Below are 23,577 nucleotides of genomic sequence, written 5' to 3' on the forward strand. Positions count from 1 at the left end.
GTAGGAATGGGCGCTAGTCTTTCATAGCCCGCTAATTCAAGGAACAGGGAGCATCAATGAACGAGCAGCAAATTCTCTTGGCATTTGGCGGGATTGGCGCGGCGGCGCTGGGTTGCCAATGGCTGGCCTGGCGCCTGAAGCTGCCGGCGATTCTGTTTTTGTTGCTGACGGGAATTCTGGTCGGCCCAGTGCTGGGCTGGCTCGATCCGCAGGAAATGTTCGGGCCGCTGCTGATGCCGCTGGTTTCGCTGGCCGTGGCGCTGATTCTGTTCGAAGGCAGCCTGACCCTGCACCTGTCGGAATGGAAGGAGATCGGCAGCGTCGTCCATCGTCTGGTGACCATCGGCGCGTTCTCGACCTGGATCGTCATCGCGGTCGCTACGCACTTCCTGCTCGGTTTTGACTGGATGCTGGCCATCCTGTTCGGCAGCCTGACACTGGTCACCGGCCCCACCGTGATCGTGCCGATGCTACGCGTGGTGCGCCCGAAAGCCTCAATCGCCAATATTCTGCGCTGGGAGGGCATCGTCATCGACCCGATCGGCGCCCTCCTCGCCGTGGTGGTTTACAGCTTCATCATTGCCAGCGCCGAAGGTCACGGCCTTAAGCAGAGCCTGTTCACCTTTGGCGGCGTGATTCTCTGCGGCGCGGTGTTCGGCATTGTCGGAGGCTGGCTGCTCGGCACGGTGATCCGCCGGCAATGGCTGCCGGAGTATCTGCATAATCTGGCGTCGCTGGCGGCGGTGCTGGGGATTTTCATTGCCGCCAACGAAGTGATGCACGAGTCCGGCCTGCTGGCGGTAACGCTGATGGGCATGTGGCTGGCCAACATGAAAGGCGTGGATGTGCGGCATATCCTGCACTTCAAGGAAAACCTCAGCGTGCTGCTGATTTCCGGCCTGTTCATTTTGTTGGCGGCGCGTCTGGACTTGTATGCCTTGATGGGACTGGGCCCGTTGGTGCTGATTCTGCTGCTGGTGATTCAACTGATCGCCCGGCCGTTGAACGTGTTGCTCAGTACAGCGGGGTCCAGTCTGAGCTGGCGCGAGCGGGCACTGCTGTGCTGGATTGCGCCACGCGGGATCGTCGCAGCGGCGGTCTCAGCGATTTTCGCGATTCGCCTGCATGAGGCCGGGCACGAGGGTGCATTACTGCTGGTGCCGCTGACGTTTGCGGTGATTATCGGCACCGTTGTCCTGCAAAGCGCGACGGCACGACCACTTGCACGACTATTGAAAGTCGCCGAACCGGCCCCTAGTGGATTCCTGATCGTCGGTGCCAACGGCCCTGCGCGGGAGTTGGGCAAGTCGCTGCAGCAACTGGGCAGCCGCGTGCTGCTGACCGATTCGAGCTGGGAGAATATTCGTGCGGCGCGCATGGAAGGGTTGCCGACATACTTTGGCAATCCGGCTTCGCAGCATGCCGATGCGCATCTGGATCTGGTCGGGCTGGGGCATTTGCTGGCGCTGTCGCCGTCGGGTGAACTCAATACCTTGGCGGCGATGCGTTTTCGCCACGACTTCGGGCATCAGCGTTTGTTTGGTCTGGCCAGCGGACATGAGAGCCGGCGCAGCGACAAACACCGCGCCAGCCTTGAGCATCGCGGCAATCAGTTGGGCAGCGAGGCGTTTACCTACGCGAAACTGGCCAGTCAGATGGGTCAGGGGGCTGAGCTGTACAGCACGACGTTGACTGACGGGTTTGGCTGGGAGGATTACCGGGCGCTGCATGGGAATCGTGCAACGTTGTTGTTCATGCGCGATGACAGCGGCTGGGTGCATGTGGTGACGCCGGAGACTGCGTTGAAACCGGGATCCGGGTGGACGTTGCTGGCGTTGATTCAGCCGGAGGCCAGCGGCGCCTGAGCTGACGCCTTCGCGAGCAGGCTTGCTCCCACAGGGGACCGCGATCCAATGTGGGAGAGAGCCTGCTCGCGAAAGACGCGGCCCGGTATCAGATCAGGCAGCAAAACCCGGCAACACCGGCACCGGCCGCTTGTCATCATCAATGGCAACGAAGCTGAACTGGCCATGAATCGCCTTCTCGCGGCCATCACAGCTCATGCTTTCAACAAACACTTCCACCTCGACCTTGAGGCTGGTGTTGCCGACCTTGATCACCTTCCCGACCAATTCAACGATGGACCCGGCCGGGATCGCATGGTTGAAGTCGATACGGTCGGTGGACACGGTCACCAGTGGCAAGCGGCAGAAGCGTGTCGCGGTGATGAACGACACTTCGTCCATCCATGCCAGCGCAGTGCCGCCGAACAGGGTGTTGTGGTGGTTGGTGGTCGGCGGGAAGACGGCTTTGGTTACGCGGGTCACCGAGAGTTCGGTGCGGCGCTGGATTTCCTGGTCGCGGGGGGTCATGTCGGACAGCTCGTAAACAGTGGATCGCGGATCGAAAGCAAGGTCAAAAGATCGTCTGATCGCAGCCCGAGCCTTCGGCAGCTCCTACAAAGGGGGGAATTTCGGGCAACAAAAAAGCAGCCCGTAGGCTGCTTTTTTCTGCATCGGAAGCTGGGCTTAAGCCAGTTTTTCCTTGATGCGAGCTGCTTTACCCGACAGGTCGCGCAGGTAGTACAGCTTGGCTTTACGTACGTCACCGCGACGTTTAACAGCCATGCTGTCGATCTGCGGGGAGTAGGTCTGGAAAGTACGTTCTACGCCAACACCGTTGGAGATTTTACGAACGGTGAACGCACTGTTCACGCCGCGGTTACGCTTGGCGATTACAACGCCTTCGAACGCTTGCAGACGGGAACGATCGCCTTCCTTCACTTTCACCTGAACGACAATAGTGTCGCCTGGGGCGAAGGTAGGGATTTCTTTGGTCATCTGCTCTGCTTCGAGTGCAAGGATGATTTTGTTGGTCATGCTGTGCTCCTAAGGTAAATCGTTCGATCTACCATCGATACGTTGTTAACTATCGTCCCGCTCGCGGATGTATTCCTCGAGCAGCTTCTTCTCTTCTCCAGAAAGCGAGCGGCTTTCCAGAAGATCGGCGCGTCGTTCAAAGGTCCTACCAAGGGACTGCTGTAAACGCCAACGCCGGATATGCGCGTGATTGCCACTCAGCAACACGTCGGGAACACGCTGATCCGCATACACCTCAGGTCGGGTGTAGTGCGGGCAATCCAGCAGACCATCCGTAAAGGAATCTTCCTCAGCGGAATCCGCATGCCCTAAAGCTCCAGGCAGCAGTCGTGTAACCGCATCGATCAGGACCATCGCCGGCAGCTCGCCGCCAGACAGTACATAGTCACCAATCGACCACTCTTCATCGACATGAGCCTCAATAAAGCGCTCGTCAATGCCTTCATAGCGGCCGGCAATCAGGATCAATGCATCCGATTGTGCCAGCTCGCGTACCGCCGACTGAGTCAGTTGACGGCCTTGGGGGGACAGGTAAATCACCTTCGCCGCCTCCCCGGCTGCTGCCTTGGCCTGAACCAGAGCATCTTCCAGGGGCTTGATCTTCATCACCATGCCCGGACCACCGCCAAACGGGCGATCGTCCACAGTGTGATGCCGATCCGTCGTGTAGTTCCGCGGATTCCAACAGGTCAGCTGCAAGAGCCCCTGTTTGACCGCACGACTGGTGATGCCGTAGTCGCCGATGGCGGAAAACATCTCGGGAAACAAACTGATCACTTCTACGCGCAAATTAGCCACGTTTAGAAGTCCGCGTCCCAATCCACCTTCATCTCGCCCGCCGCGAGGTCGACAGCCAACACGCATTGCTCCGTATAGGGCAACAGGCGTTCGCGATCATCCAGGCTGCCAGCGCAAGGCTTGACGACCATTACATCATTGGCGCCGGTTTCCAGAAGATGATCGATTTTCCCGAGCAATTGCCCAAGGGTGTCGATGACCTTCAGACCTTCCAGCTGGTACCAGTAGTACTCACCGTCGGTCAATTCAGCGAACAGATTGCGCGGCACGCAGATCTCATAACCGGCCAGAAGACGAGCTTCTTCACGATCATCGAGACCCTTGAGCTTTGCGACCAGGAACTTGTCGCTCCCGCGTCCACTGACCAGCTCGACCTGTTTGACATTGCCTTCGCGCTTGAGCGTCCAGGTTTTGTACTGCAACAGGTTTTCAGTCGGATCAGTAAAGGAATAAACCTTCACTTCGCCGCGAACGCCATGAACAGAATAAATTTTGCCAATAACGATCAAATCATCGGCAACAGCAGGCGTCGCGTTCATATTGCTCAGGCCGCAGCCTTTGCAGATTCCTTCAGCAACTGAGCAACACGCTCAGAAGGCTGTGCACCAACGCTCAGCCAGTAGGCTACGCGCTCTTGGTTCACGGACAGACGGGTTTCCTGACCACGGGCAACAGGGTTGAAGAAACCAACCTGTTCTTTGTGGGAGCCGTCACGCGGGTTACGCGAGTCGGTTACGGTCAGGTGGTAAAACGGGCGCTTTTTGGAGCCGCCAAGGGCAAGACGGATTGTTAGCATGTGAACATCGTTCCTGTAGTCGGTGCTGCAAATCTAAATGCACAGCGGGCATGGGTGCCCGAAAGGCCGCATATTCTAAGGAATATCCGGACTTTTGCAAATGACTTTTTCCGGCGCCTATGGCATGCCGTGCGGATTTGCATATAGAGCCGTCGATGAAAACGGCCAGTCAGCTCCCGCCGAGTGCGGGTTTGCTGTTGATCCTGCATCCTTGCAGGGTCTGCGCCGGTGCGACGACCGGCGAAGTCTTTACATCTTTGGCATGCCGCCGCCGGGCAACATACCGCCCATGCCGCGCATCATTTTCGCCATACCGCCCTTGGCGGAGAATTTCTTCATCATCTTCTGCATCTGCTTGTGCTGCTTGATCAAGCGACCGATGTCCTGCACCTGAGTGCCGGACCCCATGGCGATCCGGCGCTTGCGCGAACCGCTGATCAGCTCAGGGTCGCGGCGCTCGGCCGGGGTCATGGAATTGATGATGGCTTCCATCTGTTTGAATTGTTTCTCTGCGGCGTTCTGGGCATTGCCCATTTGCGACAGGTTGACGCCGCCGATGCTCGGCAGTTTGTCCATGAGCCCGCCGAGGCCGCCCATGTTCTTCATCTGCTGCAGCTGATCACGGAAGTCTTCGAGGTCGAAGCCCTTGCCCTTCTTCAGCTTCTTGGCCAGTTTGTCGGCCTTGTCTTTATCGAGGGTCGCTTCGGCCTGTTCGATCAGGCTGAGCACGTCGCCCATGCCGAGAATGCGCGAGGCGATACGCTCAGGGTGGAACGGGTCAAGCGCTTCGCTCTTCTCGCCCATACCGATGAACTTGATCGGCTTGCCGGTGATCGCGCGTACCGACAGGGCGGCACCGCCACGGGCGTCGCCGTCGACCTTGGTCAGAATCACACCGGTCAGCGGCAGCGCATCACCGAAGGCCTTGGCCGTGTTGGCCGCGTCCTGACCGGTCATGGCGTCGACCACGAACAGGGTTTCGACCGGGTTGATCGCGGCGTGCAGCGCCTTGATCTCGCCCATCATCTCTTCGTCGATGTGCAGACGACCGGCGGTGTCGACGATGACCACGTCGATGAATTTCAGTTTGGCTTCTTTAATAGCGGCGGTGGCGATGTCCACCGGTTTCTGGCTCAGGTCGGACGGAAAGAACGTCACGCCGATGTCGTTGGCCAGGGTTTCCAGCTGTTTAATAGCGGCCGGGCGGTAAACGTCCGCCGACACGACCATGACCGACTTCTTCTTGCGCTCTTTAAGGAAGCGCGCCAGTTTGCCGGCGGTGGTGGTTTTACCCGCACCTTGCAGACCGGCCATCAGAATCACGGCGGGCGGCACTGCGCTCAGGTTCAGATCTTCGTTGGCCGCGCCCATCAGGCTTTCGAGTTCAGCCTGGACAATCTTCACGAACGCCTGGCCCGGCGTCAGGCTGCGCGACACCTCGGTGCCGACAGCGCGCTCCTTGACCGAATTGACGAAGTCCTTGACCACCGGCAGGGCGACGTCGGCTTCGAGCAACGCCATGCGCACTTCACGCAGGGTGTCTTTGATGTTGTCCTCGGTCAGCTTCGCCTTGCCAGTGACATGGCGCAGCGTCTGCGAGAGACGGTCGGTTAAGTTTTCAAACATTGCGCGATCCTTTCAGGCCCTGTGTAGACCGGGATAATGGCGGCCCAGACCGGAATCAACATGTGCTCGGCGAGCCTGCGGCGTGGGCAGGTCGCGGATTATAGCGAAGACTGCGGCTGGCGGACACCTCGCTGTCAGCTTCCTGAGTCTTTCGTGTCGTGGCGGTTCTATGCCAAACTCAGCCCCTTTCGGGCTTGCCTAACAGGATTTATGCTCCCCTTGTCACCCAGTTTGCTGACCACCCTCGCCGCCGCCCTTCTATATGCCGCTGCGACCCTTTATCAGAGCACCCGCTTGGCCACTGGCGCCAAGGCGAACAAGCGCCTGCTGGTTGGCCTCGGCGTTTTCGCCGTGGTGGCCCACGCTGCCAGCCTGCTCACTCACTTGCTGACCCCGATCGGTCTGGGACTGGACTTCTTCAGTGCGTCCAGCCTGATCGCCGCAGCGGTGATCGCCCTGACGCTGATCGCCTGCTCGCGCATTCCGGTGGAAAACCTGCTGGTGCTGCTGTTCCCGCTCGGTGCGGTCACGGTGCTGCTGGCGCAGTTCGCGCCGACCGGCACGGTGCAGATCATCGATGAAGAGCCGGGTATTCTCGCGCACATTCTGTTGTCGATCCTCGCCTACGGCATGTTCACCATCGCGGTGTTCCAGGCCTTGCTGCTGCTGGTGCAAGACCACCAGCTCAAGCACAAGCACCCGTCCGGGCTGATCAAGAACTTCCCGCCGCTGCAAACCATGGAAAGCCTGCTGTTCGGCTTCCTCTGGGCCGGCTGGACACTGCTGTCGCTGTCGCTGATCTCCGGCTGGCTGTTCGTCGAGAACCTGTTCGCTCAGCATCTGGTGCACAAGACCCTGCTGGCGTGCCTGGCCTGGATCGTCTTCAGCGTACTGCTCTGGGGCCGTAATCGTCTCGGCTGGCGCGGTCACAAGGCGATTCGCTGGACTCTCGCCGGTTTCTGCCTGCTGATGTTGGCGTACTTCGGCAGCAAACTGGTTCGTGAATACATCCTGCACATCTGACGGGCGGCATAAATGGACGCTTTGCCCATAGGGCCGATGCTTGCGGTATTTGTCCTGCTGATTTTATGGTCAGGGCTGTTTACCGCCGTCGAAATCGCGCAGCAACACCTGCTCGCGCAACGCACCGCCTCGCGCGCCAGCGATAAACCGCTGGCGAAGCTGAGCTTCCCGCTCGACAGCCTGATTCTCTGCAATACGTTGTGCCGTGCGCTCGCCGTGGTGATTGCAACGCTGCTGGCGATTTTTCTCTGCGAAGAAAACGGCCCGTGGGCGGCATGCCTCGGTGCCGGCGCAATTCTGCTGGTGTTTGCCGATTACTTCCCGCGTACCGTCGCCCAGCGTTATCCCGATGCCGTACTGGCGTTCGGCAACACCTTGCTGGCGGTGCCACTGAAGATTGTCTATCCGTTTGCCTGGCTGTTCAGTCGTATCAGCGGTTTTCTGATGAGCCCGTTTGCTCGCAAAGTTCAGGTCGTGCAGCAAAGCGAAGATGACTCGCCCGCCGATCGCTACGACGACCCAGAGCATCCAGTGCGCGCGCACCCGGTTTCAGGCATTCATGCACTGGACAACATCACGGTCAACGACATTCTGGTGCCGCGCAGTGACGTCGACGGCATCAACCTCGACGATTCTCTCGAAGAGATCATTGAGCAACTGCGTCACAACAAACGTACGCGCCTGCCGGTTTTTCACAGCGACATCAATCAGGTTGAAGCGGTGCTCAACACCCGGCAGATCCGCCATCTGCTGAGCAACGGATATCTGACGCTCGAAGCCTTGCTGGCCGCCAGTTACGAGCCGTACTTCGTGCCGGAAAGCACGCCGCTGCAACTGCAACTGCTGAACTTCCACAAGCAACAACGCCGCCTCGGCATGGTGGTCGACGAGTACGGCGAAGTGCTTGGCATCGTCACTCTGGAAGACATTCTCGAAGAAATAGTCGGCGAGTTTGAAAGCGAGCACAGCCTGGATAATCCGCATATTCATCCGCAGGGCGATGGCCGCATGGTCATTGACGGTGCCGCGTCGATCCGCGAATTGAACAAGTGTTTGGGCTGGCATTTGCCGAGCGATGGGCCGAAAACGCTGAATGGACTGGTGACTGAAGCGCTGGAGACGATTCCCGAGAGTTCGGTTTGCCTAAAGATCGGGCGTTATCGGCTGGAGATTCTTGAGACTGAAGAGAACCGGGTTAGCAAAGTGCTGATCTGGCATACCTCTTCTGTGCCTGCTTTGGTGCCTGCCCGATAGCAGATCGAAAGATCGCAGCCTGCGGCAGCTCCTACATTTGAAATGCGTTCCCATGTAGGAGCTGCCGCAGGCTGCGATCTTTTTGCTCTTGTTCAATCGTTAGCCCCCTTCCTATAATCTAGGCGCTTACCCAAGCCCCGCCAAACCGCGTGCTTACCCCGCACCCGACAGGTTTCGGCTATTTCCGCTGTACTCCGGCGACTGTTCCTACCTGAAACAGCGACCGCGCCTCATCCCACATCCCTGGGTGTTCGACCATAATAATTCGCTCCAACGGAGCTCATGACTGTCAGGGATCACCGCATGACGACCAGTACCGCTTACAGCGCCACCGCGCCCGCCCAACCGACGAATTCCGCCACCCGCGTGGCGACGGCGAGTTTTATCGGCACCGCGATCGAGTTCTACGATTTCTACGTTTACGCCACCGCCGCCGCTCTGGTGATCGGGCCAGTGTTCTTTCCACAGACCTCCGGCACCGCACAGATGCTTTCGGCGTTTCTGACCTTTGGCATTGCCTTCCTCGCCCGGCCGCTGGGCTCGGCGTTGTTCGGCCATTTTGGTGACCGTATCGGGCGCAAATCGACGCTGGTCGCATCCTTGCTATTGATGGGTGTGTGCACAACGCTGATTGGCGTGCTGCCGGGGTACGCCACCATCGGCGCATGGGCGCCGATTCTGCTGTGCGTGCTGCGTTTTGGTCAGGGCCTGGGATTGGGCGGCGAATGGGGCGGTGCCGCCCTGCTCGCCACGGAAAACGCGCCGAAAGGCAAACGCGCCTGGTTTGGCATGTTCCCGCAGCTCGGCCCTTCGATTGGTTTTCTCGCCGCCAACGGTTTGTTTCTGACCTTGGCCATGACGCTCGATGACGAGCAATTCCGCAGCTGGGGCTGGCGGATTCCGTTTCTGCTCAGCGCGGCACTGGTGATGGTCGGCCTGTATGTACGGTTGAAACTGCATGAAACCCCGGTATTCGCCAACGCCATCGCTCGTCAGGAGCGCGTAAAAGTGCCGCTGGTCGAGCTGTTCAGCCAGTATTGGGCACCAACCTTGTTGGGCGCGGCGGCAATGGTGGTCTGCTATGCGCTGTTCTATATCTCGACGGTGTTTTCCCTGAGTTACGGGGTTTCCACACTTGGCTATAGCCGCGAAACCTTCCTCGGATTGCTGTGCTTTGCCGTTTTGTTCATGGCTGCTGCGACACCGCTGTCAGCCTGGGCCAGCGACCGCTATGGGCGCAAACCGGTGCTGATCATCGGTGGCGTGCTGGCGATTCTCTCCGGTTTTCTGATGGAACCGTTGCTGACTCAGGGCTCGACCTGGGGCGTGGCACTGTTCCTGTGCATCGAATTGTTCTTGATGGGCGTGACGTTCGCGCCGATGGGGGCGCTGTTGCCTGAGCTGTTTCCAACCCACGTGCGTTATACCGGTGCTTCGGCGGCGTATAACCTGGGCGGGATTGTCGGAGCCTCGGCGGCGCCGTTCTTTGCGCAGAAACTGGTGGCAATGGGTGGTTTGAGTTATGTCGGCGGCTATGTGTCGGCAGCGGCGGTGCTGAGTTTGATCGCCGTGCTGTGCCTGAAGGAAACGCGGGATAACGATCTGAATCGGGTTGCCTGACAGAAGATCAAAAGCTTCGCGAGCAGGCTCGCTCCCACAGGGTTTTGGGGTTGGTCACAGATTCTGTGTTCACCCAATCCCATGTGGGAGCGAGCCTGCTCGCGAATGTCGCGACTCGGTTTACAGCTCTACAACAACCGCCTGAGCAGCACGGGTCGCCTTGGCACGAGCGGCTTCGATCGACTCATCCCGCGCCAGTGCCACGCCCATGCGACGCTGACCATTCACTTCTGGCTTACCAAACAGTCGCAACGCTGTGTCCGGCTCGCTCAGGGCAGCGCCGAGGTTGGCGAATGCGGTCTGAGTCGACTGCCCTTCCACCAGAATCACCGCCGAAGCCGATGGCCCGAACTGACGGATCAATGGCACCGGCAAGCCCAGAATCGCGCGAGCGTGCAGGGCGAACTGTGACAGGTCCTGCGAAATCAGTGTCACCAGACCGGTGTCATGCGGACGCGGCGAGACTTCGCTGAACCATACCTGATCACCTTTGATGAACAGCTCGACGCCGAACAGACCGCGGCCGCCCAGCGCTTCGGTCACGGCTTTGGCAACACGCTCGGACTCAGCCAGGGCAATCGGGCTCATGGCTTGTGGCTGCCAGGATTCCTGATAGTCGCCCTTCTCCTGACGGTGACCGACCGGCGCACAGAACGTGGTGCCGCCGATGTGGCGAACGGTCAGCAGAGTGATTTCGTAGTCGAAATCGATAAAGCCTTCGATGATCACCCGACCTTTGCCGGCGCGACCGCCCTCCTGCGCGTAATCCCAGGCTTTCTGCACGTCATCGGTACTGCGCAGCAGGCTCTGGCCTTTGCCCGACGAGCTCATCACCGGTTTGACGACGCATGGGAAACCGAGGTCCTCAACGGCTTTGCTGTAGTCCTCGAAAGTGTCGGCGAAGTGGTACGGCGAGGTCGGCAGATCCAGCTCTTCAGCGGCCAGACGACGGATACCTTCGCGGTTCATGGTCAGTTGCGCAGCGCGCGCGGTCGGGATCACGGTGAAGCCTTCGGCCTCCAGTTCGACCAGCGTGGCGGTGGCGATCGCTTCGATTTCCGGCACGATGAAGTGCGGCTTCTCGGCTTCGATCACGGCACGCAGGGCGGCGCCGTCGAGCATGTTGATCACGTGGCTGCGATGCGCAACTTGCATGGCCGGCGCGTTGGCATAACGGTCAACAGCGATCACTTCAACGCCCAGGCGTTGCAGCTCGATCACCACTTCCTTGCCCAACTCACCACAGCCACACAGCAATACGCGGGTCGCGGTTGGCGACAATGGAGTTCCGATACGGGTCATCTCAGGTCCTCAAAGAAGCGGATCATCGAGGAAAGCAACGCCTGACGCGCTTTCCATGGGGAGAAAGCGCGGCATTTTACATGAACCTGAGGGTTTGGCTTCAGCCGGCGACGGCCTGTTTGCGCTCACGCCAGGCCATGATCAGCCAGACGGCGGTGACACCGGCGAATTTCGATGCCAGCGCGGTGATGATCACCGGTGGCGTCAGCAGGTCGATCATGCCGAAAAAGATGAAGGTGTCGAGGGGGATGCTCAGTGCCGAACTTATCCACAAGCGGTCGCGCAATGGCCGTTTGGTGATGCTGAACACCAGCCAGTCGATGCACTCGGAAACCGCGAATGCCGTGGCGCTGGCCAGCGCGATGGAGGGATCGGAGGTGACGTAGGACAGCACCAGCGCCGCCAGCATCGCGACGATGGCGCCGTGGCCGAAACGGGTTTGCACCATGTCGCGCAACACGAACACCAAGCCGCCCCAGGCCGACCAGATGATGTCCAGGTGTGGCGCGGTGGAGAAGGCGAAGTTGATCAGCACGACGCTGCTGATGTAGGCGATGAGGAAAATCATGGAGGCGACCTGGCAGATTGGCGCACAGATTACTGGACCCGCAGATCAAGAGCCACCCCCTCACCCCAGCCCTCTCCCCCAAGGGGGGCGAGGGGGAAAGGGAGCAGATCTTCGTTGAATCGAATCCCGAGTTCGACTGGAGAACGCAGGCCGGTACGGACCGAACAATCAACCCGGTCATTCCCTCCCCCTTCAAACGAAGGGAAGGGAGCCTATTGGGGGCTTTTCAAATCTTGAGTCCGACTCGATATGTCAGGTCGGCGTATAGCGAAAGACACCTCGGTCAGTCCCCTCTCCCTCTGGGAGAGGGTTAGGGTGAGGGCACTCTCAAGCAGATCACGACTTCGAAGGGATCATCCACACCAACCCACTCGCCTTCGCCCGCTCATGACACAACCCCAACACCACCCGACGCTCGTCATTGGTCATGCGGCCCCAGCGGGTGATTTCCTCGACCGTACGCTGGCAACCAGTACAAATGTCAGCCTCATCCAGCGCACAAATATTCACGCACGGCGAGGCTACAGGTCTTTCGGGCGTGTTCATTCTTCCTGCTCAACCAGATCGCGCGCATAACGCTGGGAGTTATGCACATAGTGGGCAGCACTGGCCTCAAGCATCTTCTTCTGCGCCTCGGTCAGCTCACGCACGACTTTGCCCGGCGAGCCCATCACCAGCGAACCGTCAGGAATTTCCTTGCCTTCGCCGATCAGCGAGTTGGCGCCGATGATGCAGTTCTTGCCGATTTTCGCGCCGTTGAGAATGACCGCATTAATGCCGATCAGGCTGTAATCGCCGACGGTGCAACCATGCAGCATGGCATTGTGGCCAATGGTCACGCCGGTGCCGATGGTCAGCGGGTAGCCCATGTCGGTGTGCATCACGGTGCCATCCTGCACATTGCTGTTCTTGCCGATCAGGATCAGTTCGTTATCGCCGCGCAGCACGGCGTTGAACCAGACGTTGGCGCCCTCTTCGAGTTTGACCTTGCCCACCAGCACGGCATTGGGGGCGACCCAGCTTTGTGGATGGGTCTCGACACGGGCGTCGCCCAAGCGGTATTTCATCTTGTTTTCCTCAGGGCTCACGGTGATGGCCATTCGAACGATGGCTTACGTATCAATAAAGCTTTTCGGCGGTTGGTGCAGACTGATCTTGGCGTCATAGAGCAGATTGATCAACTCGACGATCATGATCGCGGTCAGCCCCCAGATCTTGTATTCGCCAAACCGATAGCTCGGCACGTACCAACTGCGGCCCTGATAGTCGATGCGGTGAGTGTGTTCGCGAGGGTCTTTGCGGAAGAACTCCAGCGGCACACTGAACACGGCTGCGATTTCGGCATCGTTGGCGCGGTACTCGACAAAGTCGGGGATGACGCCGACATACGGTGTGACCTTGATGCCGTGCAGGGAAACCAAGGGGCTGAGCGGACCGATGACTTCGACCAGTCCGGGTGGCAAACCGATTTCTTCTTCGGCTTCGCGCAGCGCCGTGAAGATCAGATCCGGGTCTTCCGGATCGCGGCGACCACCAGGAAAAGCCACTTCGCCGCCGTGGGTCGAGAGCCCGCTGGCGCGCAGGGTCAGCACCAGTTCAGGCTCGTCACTGCGGGTGATCGGCACCAGAACGGCAGCCTCGGGGAAACGTGTGTCGGTCTCCAGCGTGCGCGGTGTGTGGTTGCTTACCCTATGCAGTAGCTCGTCCAGCATGAGTGTTCTCGATCAGTGCCTTACCCCGCATCATGCACCAATCAATGCGAGCGCCCAAGCCCCCGAAACCCGTCGTGTCGCGAAACGACAACTTGCCGACCGGCACCGCTGCACGCCAAGATAGGCGCAGCATTCAGGAAGCCCAGCATGAAATTTTGCAGCCACTGCGGTAACCCGGTCACCCAGCGCATTCCCGAAGGCGATTCGCGGCTGCGATTTGTCTGTGACAGCTGTCAGACCATTCACTATCAGAACCCCAATATCGTCGCTGGATGCGTGCCGACCTGGGGGACAAAAGTGTTGCTCTGTCGCCGTGCCATCGAACCGCGCCTCGGTTACTGGACCTTGCCCGCCGGCTTCATGGAGAACGGCGAGACCATCGAGCAAGCCGCCGTCCGCGAAACTGCCGAAGAAGCCTGCGCCCGGGTGCGCAATTTGAGCATCTACACATTGATCGATGTGCCACACATCAGTCAGGTGCATGTGTTCTTCCGTGCCGAGCTGGTCGATCTGGACTTTGCCGCCGGCCCCGAGAGCCTTGAAGTGCAACTATTCGACGAAGCCGACATCCCGTGGGACGAGCTGGCTTTCCGCACGGTGGGGCGTACCTTAGAATGCTTCTTCGCTGATAGGCGCGACGAGACGTATCCTGTGCGTTCGGAATCGATTCCGCCGTTGGTGCAGCCGGTGATTATCGGTTAGAAGATCAAAAGATCGCAGCCTGCGGCAGCTCCTACACAAAACCTGTTTGCTTCACTCCTTGGGGAATCGTTTCAATGCGCTGGTTGCTTGCCCTGTTCTGCCTGTCGTTCGTTTCCGTCTCCCAAGCGTCCTTCGTGACCACCGTGACGCCTTCGAATACACCTCTTATTGAAAAAGTCCTGGTGCTCAAATCGGCTCATCAACTGCAGTTGATCGCCGACGGCAAGCCGCTCAAGACCTATCGCATTTCCTTGGGCAAGGGCGCGAAAAAAGGCCCGAAACTGATTGAAGGCGATAAGCGCACGCCGGAAGGTTTCTATTGGATCGACTGGCGCAAGACCAGCGACAAATTCAATCTGTCGATGCACATCTCCTACCCGAACATCAGCGATTCGGCCCGCGCCCGGCGTGAAGGCGTCGAGCCCGGCGGTATGATCATGATCCACGGCACGCCGGATTCGGAAGAAACCCCGGAAGACCTGTTCCACACCCTCGACTGGACTGATGGCTGCGTCGCCATGCGCAACGTTGATATGCGCGAAGTGTGGAATCTGGTGCCGGACGGCACGATGGTCGAAATCCGCCCTTAAGCAGCGACCGCTGGTCACCCGCAAAAAAATAAATCAAAAGATCGCAGCCTGCGGCAGCGCCTACAAGGGTGATACCACTCTCAACTGTAGGAGCTGCCGCAGGCTGCGATCTTTTGCTTTTTACAGCCCACCTTTAATACCACTTCAAACCAACCCCTCTAAAACCCGCCGTTTCATTGGATTAACCGCCCATTGCCTGCGTTGACATGGTATTCAAGTGGTATTAATTTCCGCCTCACAAGCGAGCCACAACAATCCTATACTCGCGACGGAAATGCCCTACATGAACGACCTCCACGCCCTACGCCCAGATGACTCCCAGCCGACGCCGCTGTACCTGCAGCTGGCACGCAATCTGGAAGCTGCGATTCATGCCGGGCAGTGGAAGTCCGAGCAGGCGATGCCCTCGGAACGCAACCTCAGCGAGCAACTGGGCATCTCCCGAGTGACTGCGCGCAAGGCGCTGGAAGTCCTCCTCGATCAAGGCTTGATACGCCGCTTGCAAGGTTCCGGGACCTTCATTACCCCACGCCTCGAACAACCGCTTTCGCGCCTTTCGGGCTTCAGCGAAATGCTCCGCCTCAAGGGCTTCGTGCCCAGCTCGCAATGGCTGGAGCGGGAAATCACCCTGCCGACCCACGAAGAACTGATCCGCCTCAGCCTGTCGCCGAACGACAAGGTTGCGCGCATGAAGCGTCTGCGCAAAGCCGATGACACGGTGATGGCCATCGAAATGAGCACGCTGCCCGCCTCGATCATGCCCAAGCCGCAACTGGTCGGCGATTCGCTCTACGAATACCTCGACGGCATCGGCAAGCCGATCGTCCGCGCCTTGCAGCACATCCAGGCGATCAACGCCTCGGACGAGTTCGCCGCGCTGGTCGGCATCGCCCCCGGCACCGCGATGCTGCTGATGACCCGCGTCGGCTATCTGGAAGACAACACGCCGATCGAAGTCACCGACACCTATTGCCGCAACGACTACTACGACTTTGTTGCAGAGCTGCGCCGCTAAAACGGCCCAAAGCGAGAACCAAAATGTCCGAAGACAACATCCTCACCGCCAGCGGCTGGGTTCGCGGCCGGCTGGTCCACGAACACGGCAAAGTCGTGTCGATCGAAGGCGTGCCTTGCGATCCGGCCACCAATGACCTGCCGTATCTGCTGCCGGGCTTCATCGATCTGCACGTTCACGGCGGTGGCGGCAAAGACATCATGGAAGGCGCCAGCGCTTTCGAAACCATCACCAGAACCCACGTGCGTTTCGGCACCACCTCGCTGCTGGCCACCACCATGACCGCGCCGAGTGCCGAGATTTCCAGCGTCCTGAAGGAAGTCGGAGCATTCTGCGAACAGCGTCCGAAAGGTGCCGCGCGGGTCCTCGGCGTGCACCTCGAAGGCCCGTACATCAACCCGGGAAAACTCGGCGCGCAACCGAACTTCGCCCACACCGCGTTGATGGCCGAAGTCGAAGAATACCTGGCACTGGCGCCGATCCGGGTGATCACCATCGCCCCGGAAATCGCCGGCCACGACGGCTTGATTCGTGAGCTGAGCAGCCGTGGCGTGCGCATGCAGATCGGCCACACCCTCGGTAGTTACGAGGAAGGCGTCGCCGCTCTGGATGCCGGCGCGACCAGTTTCACCCATCTCTATAACGCCATGAGCCCGCTGCATCACCGCGAGCCGGGCATCGTCGGCGCCGCATTGGCCCACGCCAAATTCGCCGAGTTGATCCCGGATCTGCTGCACGTGCATCCCGGCGCCATTCGCGTGGCTCTGCGCTCGATCCCGTGCCTGTATTGCGTGACCGACTCGACCGCTGCCGCCGGCATGCCCGACGGTGAATACAAGCTCGGCAGCCACACCGTGACCAAATGCCTGGGCGGCGTACGCCTGCCGGACGGCACTTTGGCCGGCAGCACGCTGACCATGGATCAAGCCCTGCGCAATCTGGTGAAGATCGGTCTGCCGATCGCCGAAGCCTCACAACGTCTTTCGCAATTCCCCGCCGACTACCTCGGCATCAACGAACGCGGGCGCCTGCAGCCGGGTGCTTGGGCCGACTGCGTGCGGCTCGATCGCTCACTCACACTGACCGCCGTCATGGTCGAAGGAGAAGACATTGACTTCAAAAATGCTTGAAGAGGCGCTGTCCTCGTTCGAGGCCGTGCAAGCCCAACTGCAACAGCTTGACCCGCAAATGATCGAAATTGCCGGGCGCCTGCGCCGTCAGCCGCCGCAAGTGGCAATGACTGTGGCGCGCGGCAGTTCCGACCACGCAGCGAGCTACTTCGCCTACTTGACCATGCAGCAATTAGGCGTGCCCGTTGCGTCGTTGCCGATGTCGGTGGTGACCATGCAGCAGGCGCCGTTGAAGGTCAGCGGTCAGGTCGCGTTCGCCTTTTCGCAATCGGGGCAAAGCCCGGATCTGGTCAACAGCCTGCGTCTGTTGCGTAAACGTGGCGCGCTCAGTGTGTCGATGGTCAACGCCGCCGATTCGCCATTGGAAGCTGCCTGTGAATTCAGCGTGCCGCTGCTCGCCGGGACTGAAAGCAGCGTTGCCGCAACCAAAAGTTTTATCGCCACCCTCAGCGCCAGCGCCCGTTTGATCGCGCACTGGAAAGAGGACAGCGAATTGCTCGAAGCCGGCAATGCCCTGCCTGAAGGTCTGCGCGAAGCGGCGAAACAGGACTGGAGCGTGGCCATCGAAGCGCTGCGCGATTGCGAGCGTTTGATGGTCATCGGTCGTGGTGCCGGTTTCGCCATCGCTCAGGAGGCAGCACTGAAATTCAAGGAAACCTCGGCGATTCAGGCCGAAGCCTTCAGCAGCGCGGAAGTCCGTCACGGCCCGATGGCCCTGATCGATGAACATTATCCGTTGCTGGTTTTCGCACCGCGCGGAGCTGAACAGGCTGGCCTGCTGAGTCTTGCAGCGGAAATGCGTCAACGCGGCGCCCGCGTATTGCTCGCCGCGCCGGATGACGTGACCGAGCGCGACCTGACCCTGACCCGCGCCGAACATCCAGCGCTCGATCCGATTCTGGCGATCCAGAGTTTCTACGTGATGGCCGCAGGTCTGGCCGTGGCCCGTGGCATGGACCCGGATCAGCCGCGCCACCTGAGCAAAGTGACCCGCACGCACTAATTGAAGCAAACCTGTAGGAGCTGCCGAAGGCTGCGATCTTTTGATTTTGATCCAAAAAACAAGATCAAAAGATCGCAGCCTTCGGCAGCTCCTACAGGGGACATCGAACCGAGATCTAACCGATGAGACCGAGCCATGCACAACAACAATAAAGAGCTGACCCTCAGCGCCCCGCTCAGCGGCCCGGTGCTCACGCTCGCCAAAGTCCCGGACGCGGTGTTCGCCAGCGGCGCGATGGGCGACGGCATTGCCATCGACCCGATCAACGACACGCTATATTCGCCGTGCGCCGGGGTGATCATTCACGTCGCCCGCACCGGCCACGCGCTGACCGTACGTGCCGATAACGGCGCGGAAATCCTTCTGCATCTGGGCCTCGACACCGTTGAGCTGAACGGCGAAGGCTTCTCGATGCTGGTCAAGGATGGCACGCGCGTCAGCAAGGGCCAGCCGTTGCTGCGCTATGACCTCGACAAGGTCGGCCAGCAATGCAAAAGCCTGGTCAGCCTGTTGATCCTGACCAACAGCCAGGATTTCCAGGTACGGCCGATCACGTTGAAAGCGGTGAAGGTTGGCGAGCCGTTGCTGCACATTGTTGCGCGCAACGGTTCGGCAGCGAGCGCTGAAGTCGTCGGTGGGCCGGAGGTTCATGGTCATGTGCTGGTGGCTCATCGCGGTGGTTTACATGCGCGCCCGGCTGCGTTGATTCGGCAGACTGCGCAAGGTTTCAGAAGCCAGTCGCAACTGCACTTCGCCGGCAAATCGGCGCCGTGCAACAGCCTGATCGGTTTGATGGGTCTGGCGGTTGGCGAGCAGGATGAAGTACAGGTCAGCTGTCAGGGGCCGGATGCCGAAGCGGCGCTGCAGGCGTTGCTAACGGCGTTGGCCACGGCGCTGCCGGATGATCATCACTCTGCTGCGCCGATCCATGTTGCGCCTCTTAAACGTCCGGCCGAAGCAGGTGTGTTGCACGGTGTCTGCGCCGCGCCGGGATTGGTTGGCGGGCCACTGTTTCGTTTGAACGCGATCAGTTTGCCGGTGGACGCAGGCAATCACGATCCGCTGAAACAACAGCAGGTACTTGAAGCTGCACTGCGACAGGTCAGCAGTGAAATCGACGACACCCTCGGCCAAGCGAAGAAGCACAAGAATGCCGACGAAGAAGCAATCTTCGCCGCGCATTTGGCGTTGTTGGAAGATCCGGCGCTGCTCGATGCCGCGCAGCAATCCATCGAACAAGGCACTGCGGCGACGCACGCCTGGAGCCAGTCGATCGATGTGCAATGCGACGTGCTGCTACACACCGGCAGCGCGCTGTTGGCGGAACGCGCCAATGATCTGCGCGACCTCAAACAACGCGTGTTACGCGCATTACTCGGCGAGGCGTGGAATTACGATGTACCCGCCGGTGCCATCGTTGCTGCACATGAACTGACACCGTCGGATCTGCTGCAACTCAGCGCGCAAGGTGTCGCCGGGTTGTGCATGGCCGCGGGTGGCGCGACTTCACACGTGGCGATTCTCGCTCGCGGCAAAGGTTTGCCGTGCATGGTGGCCTTGGGGTCGGCATTGCTTGATCAGCCGCAAGGTCAATCGGTGGTGCTCGATGCCGATGGCGGTCGTCTGGAACTGACGCCCAACACTGAACGTCTGGCTGAAGTTCAGCAGGCGCAAATCGATCGCAAGCAACGTCGCGATGCTCAACAGGCTAAAGCTCATCTGCCTGCCGAAACGCGAAATGGCGTGCACATCGAAGTCGTCGCCAATGTCGCCTCCAGCAGTGAAGCGGCGGACGCCTTCGTCAACGGTGCCGATGGTGTTGGTTTGCTGCGCACTGAGTTTTTGTTCGTCGATCGTCAAACCGCGCCGGATGTCGAGGAGCAACGCAGCGCCTATCAAGCCGTGATCGATGCGATGGGTGACAAGTCGGTAATCATCCGCACCATCGACGTCGGCGGCGACAAGCAACTCGATTACCTGCCGCTGCCAATCGAAGCCAACCCGGTGCTCGGCCTGCGCGGCATTCGTCTGGCTCAGGCCCGCCCGGAAATTCTCGATCAACAATTGCGCGCGCTGCTGCAAGTCAGCCCGCTGCACCGTTGCCGGATCCTGTTGCCGATGGTCACCGAAGTTGACGAGCTACTGCACATCCGCCAGCGCGTCGATGCCCTGTGCATCGAACTCGGTATCAGCCAACGCCCGGAAATCGGCGTGATGATCGAAGTCCCCGCCGCCGCGCTGCAAGCCGAACAACTCGCCGAACATGCCGACTTCCTCTCGATCGGCACCAACGACCTGTCGCAATACACCCTGGCCATGGATCGCGATCACGCAGGTTTGGCAGCCCGCGTCGACGCCTTGCACCCGGCGCTGCTGCGTCTGATCGCCATGACCTGCGAAGGCGCGGCGGTGCACAAGCGTTGGGTCGGCGTCTGCGGCGCCCTCGCCTCCGACCCGCTGGCGACGCCAGTGTTGATTGGTCTTGGCGTTACCGAACTGTCGGTCAGCCCGGTGCAGATCGGGGAAATCAAGGATCGCGTGCGCCAGGTCCACGAAGCCGAATGCCAGCGCCTCAGCCGCGACCTGCTCAAATTCAGCAGCGCCGCCGCCGTGCGTCACGCCTGTCATCAACATTGGCCTCTGCGCTAAAAAAAACAAAAAGGACAAACGCCATGTACCAACTCTTCATCGAAGGCCTGCAACGCCTCGGCCGCGCGCTGATGCTACCCATCGCGATCCTGCCGATTGCCGGCCTGTTGCTGCGTCTGGGTGACACTGACCTTTTGAACATCGCGATCATCCACGACGCCGGCCAAGTGATCTTCGCCAACCTGGCAATGATCTTCGCCATCGGCATCGCCGTCGGTTTCGCCAAGGACAACAACGGCACCGCCGGTTTGGCCGGAGTGATCGGTTATCTGGTGATGATCTCCACACTCAAGGTGCTCGATGCGAGCATCAACATGGGCATGCTCGCCGGGATCGTCAGCGGCCTGATGGCCGGCGCGCTGTACAACCGTTTCAAGGACATCAAGCTGCCGGAGTACCTGGCGTTCTTCGGCGGCCGGCGGTTTGTGCCAATCGTTACCGGGTTTGCGGCGGTCGGTCTCGGCGTGGTGTTCGGCTACATTTGGCCGCCGATCCAGCACGGCATCAACGCTTTCGGCGCGCTGATGATGGAAAGCGGCAGTATCGGCGCGTTCGTGTTTGGCGTGTTCAACCGCCTGCTGATCGTGACTGGCCTGCACCATATCCTCAACAACATGGCGTGGTTTGTGTTCGGTAACTTCACCGATCCAACAACAGGTGCTCTGGTGACAGGGGATCTCTCGCGTTACTTCGCCGGTGATCCGAAGGGCGGCCAGTTCATGACCGGCATGTTCCCGATGATGATCTTCGGTCTGCCTGCCGCATGTTTGGCGATGTATCGCAATGCCCTGCCGGAGCGGCGCAAGGTGATGGGCGGGATCTTTCTGTCGATGGCGCTGACGTCATTCCTCACCGGGGTAACTGAGCCGATCGAATTCGCCTTCATGTTTTTGGCGCCGCTGTTGTATCTGCTGCATGCGTTGCTGACCGGGTTGTCGATGGCGATTACCAATGCGCTGAACATTCACCTCGGCTTCACCTTCTCCGGCGGTTTCATCGACATGGTGCTGGGTTGGGGGCGCTCGACCAATGGCTGGCTGGTGATTCCGGTCGGGCTGGCTTACGCCGTGGTGTATTACGCGGTGTTTGATTTCTGTATTCGTCGCTTCAATCTGAAGACGCCGGGGCGCGAGGATGTGGCTGCTGAGAAAGCGATCCTCACTGAAAACGAACGGGCCAGTGCTTACATCAAGGCATTGGGTGGTGCGGAGAATTTGCTCACCGTCGGCGCCTGCACCACGCGGTTGCGGTTGGAGATGGTTGATCGCAACAAGGCGTCCGATGCTGATTTGAAAGCGTTGGGTGCGATGGCGGTTGTGCGTCCGGGCAAGGGTGGAAGTTTGCAGGTGGTTGTCGGGCCGATGGCGGACAGTATTGCGGATGAGATTCGCCTCGCCATGCCTTCACTGGGGCGTGCGGTTCTGGTTGAAACCGCTGTTGTTGCTGATGAGCCGAAAGTTGTTGCCGTTGCCGGTTCCGAGGCACAGCAATGGCTGAACGCGTTGGGCGGTGGCGACAATGTGCTGCAACTGGATTGCATTGCGATGACGCGGATTCGCCTGCAATTGGCGGATGGCAAGGCGTTGTCCGAGGCGCAGTTGAAGGATCTGGGTTGTCACGGTGTCAGCCAGTTGGATGGCGGGGTCTGGCACTTGTTAGTGGGTGACAAAGCTGCGAGTTTGAGTGGAGCACTTGAAGCTCTGCTCAATCGCAGTGAGCCAAGTGCGAAGGTTTTACCCGCAATCAAAGTCCAACAGCCTTACTGAACCCATGAAAAGCCGCCGGGCTATGAAGCTCAGCGGCTTTTTTAATCGGCAGTTACTTTGCTGCAACAACGGCAAACGTACGACTAGATGACATACCAGCGCTTCCTTTGGCCATAACCGAATGAGCACCCGGCATCAGACTCGTCAGGTGAAAATCCCAGCGCCCTGCAGCACTGACAACTACTTGCCCCTTCAAAACAGCACCATCGAAGATTTCAACTTTTTCTCCAGCAGCTGCAACCCCGCTCAATTGCACAGAAGTTGCCGAGGTGGCGCCACCGTTGGGAATCTCTCCCTTATCGTCTCTCACAGAGGTGATGACTGGCACAACACTTTTTTCAGCAGACATAGTCAAGTTCCTTCTAACCCGTTTTGGATGGAAGGCTTATCTGACAAGAGTTGGAGGTATCGCGCCACTGTCAGAAATTACAGGTTAAGGGGTGTTTCCGATAAACGGTCAATGCCACATCTGCCACTGAGTTGAGCCGCGAACGTCAATCTCCAAAGTCATGCGCTTGAGCAGGCTTGCCCCTATCCCAATGGGGCCAGCCTGTTTGCGATGTCCCCGTATGGATCACGTTTGCGGGTCTACCCGATCCAGTGCGCGATTTACCGCCAGTTCGGCGAGCATGACGATTTGCTGGATACCTAATACGGTGCTGCGCTGAGAACCGTTTAGCTCATTGGCGAAGTTGCCGGCCGCGGTACTTGCCGAGGCTAATGACTCGCAAGCGTGTGCGAGCAGGCTTTCGATGTCGACCTGCGGACAGACTATGAACATGGTGCTAGGCCGGCGTGGCTTTGCGGGCTCAGGGCACAGGTAGAAATCGAGGGCGCGCTTGATGGCTTCGCGGTTTCGGGCCTGGTCTTCGGCGCGGAGGGCTTCTTCGAGTGGGGTTTTGGTTTCGTGGGGTGGGTCGGGGATCAGCTTGTCCAAAGTTCAACTCCTGCTACTGCAAGTGGGGATGCCATCGTTCGCCGGATCTCACGCGGCGAAGAGGTGGCAGCTATGTGCAGGGTGAGATCCACCGGAGCAGGCAACCGGCCAGACCGAAGTCTGCCCGCACACAGCCGCCATAAAACAGGCAGCAGATTGAGCTGGCGCCAATTATCGTAGTGTTGGCGCTAGTTGCAAGCATTCCGG

The 23,577-nt window shown here is 59.5% G+C and carries 24 protein-coding genes; 11 read left to right on the forward strand and 13 right to left on the reverse strand.

Annotated elements, in window-relative coordinates; all coding sequences use genetic code 11:
- Positions 1-56 precede the first annotated feature (56 nt).
- The gene (locus tag ACOYXJ_RS04010; RefSeq protein ID WP_460368016.1) at positions 57-1,865 is read left to right on the forward strand and encodes a cation:proton antiporter; all 1,809 of its coding nucleotides are present in this window, start codon (positions 57-59) and stop codon (positions 1,863-1,865) included.
- Between the two features lie 93 nt (positions 1,866-1,958).
- Here ACOYXJ_RS04010 and ACOYXJ_RS04015 read toward each other — a convergent pair whose 3' ends face one another.
- The 6 genes from ACOYXJ_RS04015 to ffh all read right to left on the reverse strand — a co-directional run bounded on the left by ACOYXJ_RS04015 (position 1,959) and on the right by ffh (position 6,099).
- Positions 1,959-2,372 (reverse strand): acyl-CoA thioesterase, encoded by a 414-nt coding sequence (locus ACOYXJ_RS04015; RefSeq protein ID WP_093436815.1) that lies wholly within the window; start codon positions 2,370-2,372, stop codon positions 1,959-1,961.
- 156 nt (positions 2,373-2,528) lie between these two features.
- Positions 2,529-2,879 (reverse strand): 50S ribosomal protein L19, encoded by a 351-nt coding sequence (gene rplS, locus ACOYXJ_RS04020; RefSeq protein ID WP_003175895.1) that lies wholly within the window; start codon positions 2,877-2,879, stop codon positions 2,529-2,531.
- A gap of 45 nt (positions 2,880-2,924) precedes the next feature.
- Entirely contained in the window at positions 2,925-3,635 is a 711-nt protein-coding gene (gene trmD, locus ACOYXJ_RS04025; RefSeq protein WP_240049829.1) for a tRNA (guanosine(37)-N1)-methyltransferase TrmD, read from the reverse strand.
- A gap of 44 nt (positions 3,636-3,679) precedes the next feature.
- Positions 3,680-4,216 carry a ribosome maturation factor RimM gene (gene rimM, locus ACOYXJ_RS04030; RefSeq protein WP_034154824.1) on the reverse strand — a complete coding sequence of 179 codons (537 nt, stop codon included), beginning with the start codon at positions 4,214-4,216 and terminating at the stop codon, positions 3,680-3,682.
- A gap of 5 nt (positions 4,217-4,221) precedes the next feature.
- A complete protein-coding gene (gene rpsP, locus ACOYXJ_RS04035; protein WP_016986371.1) occupies positions 4,222-4,473 on the reverse strand; it encodes a 30S ribosomal protein S16 in 252 nt (83 codons plus the stop codon).
- A gap of 249 nt (positions 4,474-4,722) precedes the next feature.
- Positions 4,723-6,099, reverse strand: a complete 1,377-nt coding sequence (gene ffh / locus ACOYXJ_RS04040) for a signal recognition particle protein (protein ID WP_007908988.1) — start codon at positions 6,097-6,099, stop codon at positions 4,723-4,725.
- Between the two features lie 210 nt (positions 6,100-6,309).
- On the opposite strand from ffh, the gene ACOYXJ_RS04045 reads away from it, so the two are divergent.
- From ACOYXJ_RS04045 to ACOYXJ_RS04055, 3 genes are all read left to right on the forward strand, one after another.
- On the forward strand, positions 6,310-7,122 hold the full coding sequence (locus tag ACOYXJ_RS04045; protein ID WP_102900593.1) for a cytochrome C assembly family protein: 813 nt from the start codon (positions 6,310-6,312) through the stop codon (positions 7,120-7,122).
- A 12-nt stretch (positions 7,123-7,134) separates the two neighbouring features.
- A complete protein-coding gene (locus tag ACOYXJ_RS04050; protein ID WP_460368020.1) occupies positions 7,135-8,376 on the forward strand; it encodes a transporter associated domain-containing protein in 1,242 nt (413 codons plus the stop codon).
- 303 nt (positions 8,377-8,679) lie between these two features.
- On the forward strand, positions 8,680-9,996 hold the full coding sequence (locus tag ACOYXJ_RS04055) for an MFS transporter (protein WP_150706033.1): 1,317 nt from the start codon (positions 8,680-8,682) through the stop codon (positions 9,994-9,996).
- 120 nt (positions 9,997-10,116) lie between these two features.
- Here the strand turns inward: ACOYXJ_RS04055 and purT are convergent, their stop codons facing one another.
- The 5 genes from purT to ACOYXJ_RS04080 form a co-directional block, all read right to left on the reverse strand.
- The gene (gene purT, locus ACOYXJ_RS04060; protein ID WP_007908992.1) at positions 10,117-11,298 is read right to left on the reverse strand and encodes a formate-dependent phosphoribosylglycinamide formyltransferase; all 1,182 of its coding nucleotides are present in this window, start codon (positions 11,296-11,298) and stop codon (positions 10,117-10,119) included.
- A 100-nt stretch (positions 11,299-11,398) separates the two neighbouring features.
- Positions 11,399-11,866 (reverse strand): VUT family protein, encoded by a 468-nt coding sequence (locus tag ACOYXJ_RS04065; RefSeq protein WP_016986366.1) that lies wholly within the window; start codon positions 11,864-11,866, stop codon positions 11,399-11,401.
- Positions 11,867-12,202: 336 nt separating this feature from the next.
- Positions 12,203-12,412: a DUF1289 domain-containing protein gene (locus tag ACOYXJ_RS04070; protein ID WP_007908996.1), complete on the reverse strand. Its 210-nt coding sequence runs from the start codon at positions 12,410-12,412 to the stop codon at positions 12,203-12,205.
- On the reverse strand, positions 12,409-12,933 hold the full coding sequence (locus ACOYXJ_RS04075; protein ID WP_095138284.1) for a gamma carbonic anhydrase family protein: 525 nt from the start codon (positions 12,931-12,933) through the stop codon (positions 12,409-12,411). The genes ACOYXJ_RS04070 and ACOYXJ_RS04075 overlap by 4 nt, the downstream gene beginning before the upstream one ends.
- A gap of 45 nt (positions 12,934-12,978) precedes the next feature.
- A complete protein-coding gene (locus ACOYXJ_RS04080) occupies positions 12,979-13,578 on the reverse strand; it encodes a CoA pyrophosphatase (protein WP_460368024.1) in 600 nt (199 codons plus the stop codon).
- 147 nt (positions 13,579-13,725) lie between these two features.
- Here ACOYXJ_RS04080 and ACOYXJ_RS04085 point away from each other — a divergent pair, with 147 nt between their 5' ends.
- The 7 genes from ACOYXJ_RS04085 to nagE all read left to right on the forward strand — a co-directional run bounded on the left by ACOYXJ_RS04085 (position 13,726) and on the right by nagE (position 22,433).
- Positions 13,726-14,280, forward strand: a complete 555-nt coding sequence (locus tag ACOYXJ_RS04085; RefSeq protein WP_460368026.1) for an NUDIX hydrolase — start codon at positions 13,726-13,728, stop codon at positions 14,278-14,280.
- Positions 14,281-14,354: 74 nt separating this feature from the next.
- A complete protein-coding gene (locus ACOYXJ_RS04090; protein WP_460368028.1) occupies positions 14,355-14,870 on the forward strand; it encodes a L,D-transpeptidase family protein in 516 nt (171 codons plus the stop codon).
- A gap of 283 nt (positions 14,871-15,153) precedes the next feature.
- A complete protein-coding gene (locus ACOYXJ_RS04095) occupies positions 15,154-15,885 on the forward strand; it encodes a GntR family transcriptional regulator (protein ID WP_102900597.1) in 732 nt (243 codons plus the stop codon).
- 23 nt (positions 15,886-15,908) lie between these two features.
- A complete protein-coding gene (gene nagA, locus ACOYXJ_RS04100; protein ID WP_460368030.1) occupies positions 15,909-17,015 on the forward strand; it encodes an N-acetylglucosamine-6-phosphate deacetylase in 1,107 nt (368 codons plus the stop codon).
- On the forward strand, positions 16,996-18,018 hold the full coding sequence (locus tag ACOYXJ_RS04105) for an SIS domain-containing protein (protein ID WP_122609585.1): 1,023 nt from the start codon (positions 16,996-16,998) through the stop codon (positions 18,016-18,018). Before nagA ends, ACOYXJ_RS04105 begins: the two co-directional genes overlap by 20 nt.
- A gap of 135 nt (positions 18,019-18,153) precedes the next feature.
- Positions 18,154-20,667 carry a phosphoenolpyruvate--protein phosphotransferase gene (gene ptsP, locus ACOYXJ_RS04110; protein ID WP_460368033.1) on the forward strand — a complete coding sequence of 838 codons (2,514 nt, stop codon included), beginning with the start codon at positions 18,154-18,156 and terminating at the stop codon, positions 20,665-20,667.
- Positions 20,668-20,690: 23 nt separating this feature from the next.
- Positions 20,691-22,433 carry an N-acetylglucosamine-specific PTS transporter subunit IIBC gene (nagE, locus tag ACOYXJ_RS04115; RefSeq protein WP_460368035.1) on the forward strand — a complete coding sequence of 581 codons (1,743 nt, stop codon included), beginning with the start codon at positions 20,691-20,693 and terminating at the stop codon, positions 22,431-22,433.
- Between the two features lie 52 nt (positions 22,434-22,485).
- Here nagE and ACOYXJ_RS04120 read toward each other — a convergent pair whose 3' ends face one another.
- A complete protein-coding gene (locus ACOYXJ_RS04120) occupies positions 22,486-22,782 on the reverse strand; it encodes a hypothetical protein (protein WP_460368037.1) in 297 nt (98 codons plus the stop codon).
- A 225-nt stretch (positions 22,783-23,007) separates the two neighbouring features.
- Complete coding sequence (locus ACOYXJ_RS04125) at positions 23,008-23,370, reverse strand: DUF6124 family protein (RefSeq protein ID WP_460368039.1); 363 nt, start codon at positions 23,368-23,370, stop codon at positions 23,008-23,010.
- Positions 23,371-23,577 lie beyond the last annotated feature (207 nt).

Source organism: Pseudomonas sp. Tul2A7 (assembly GCF_054790505.1).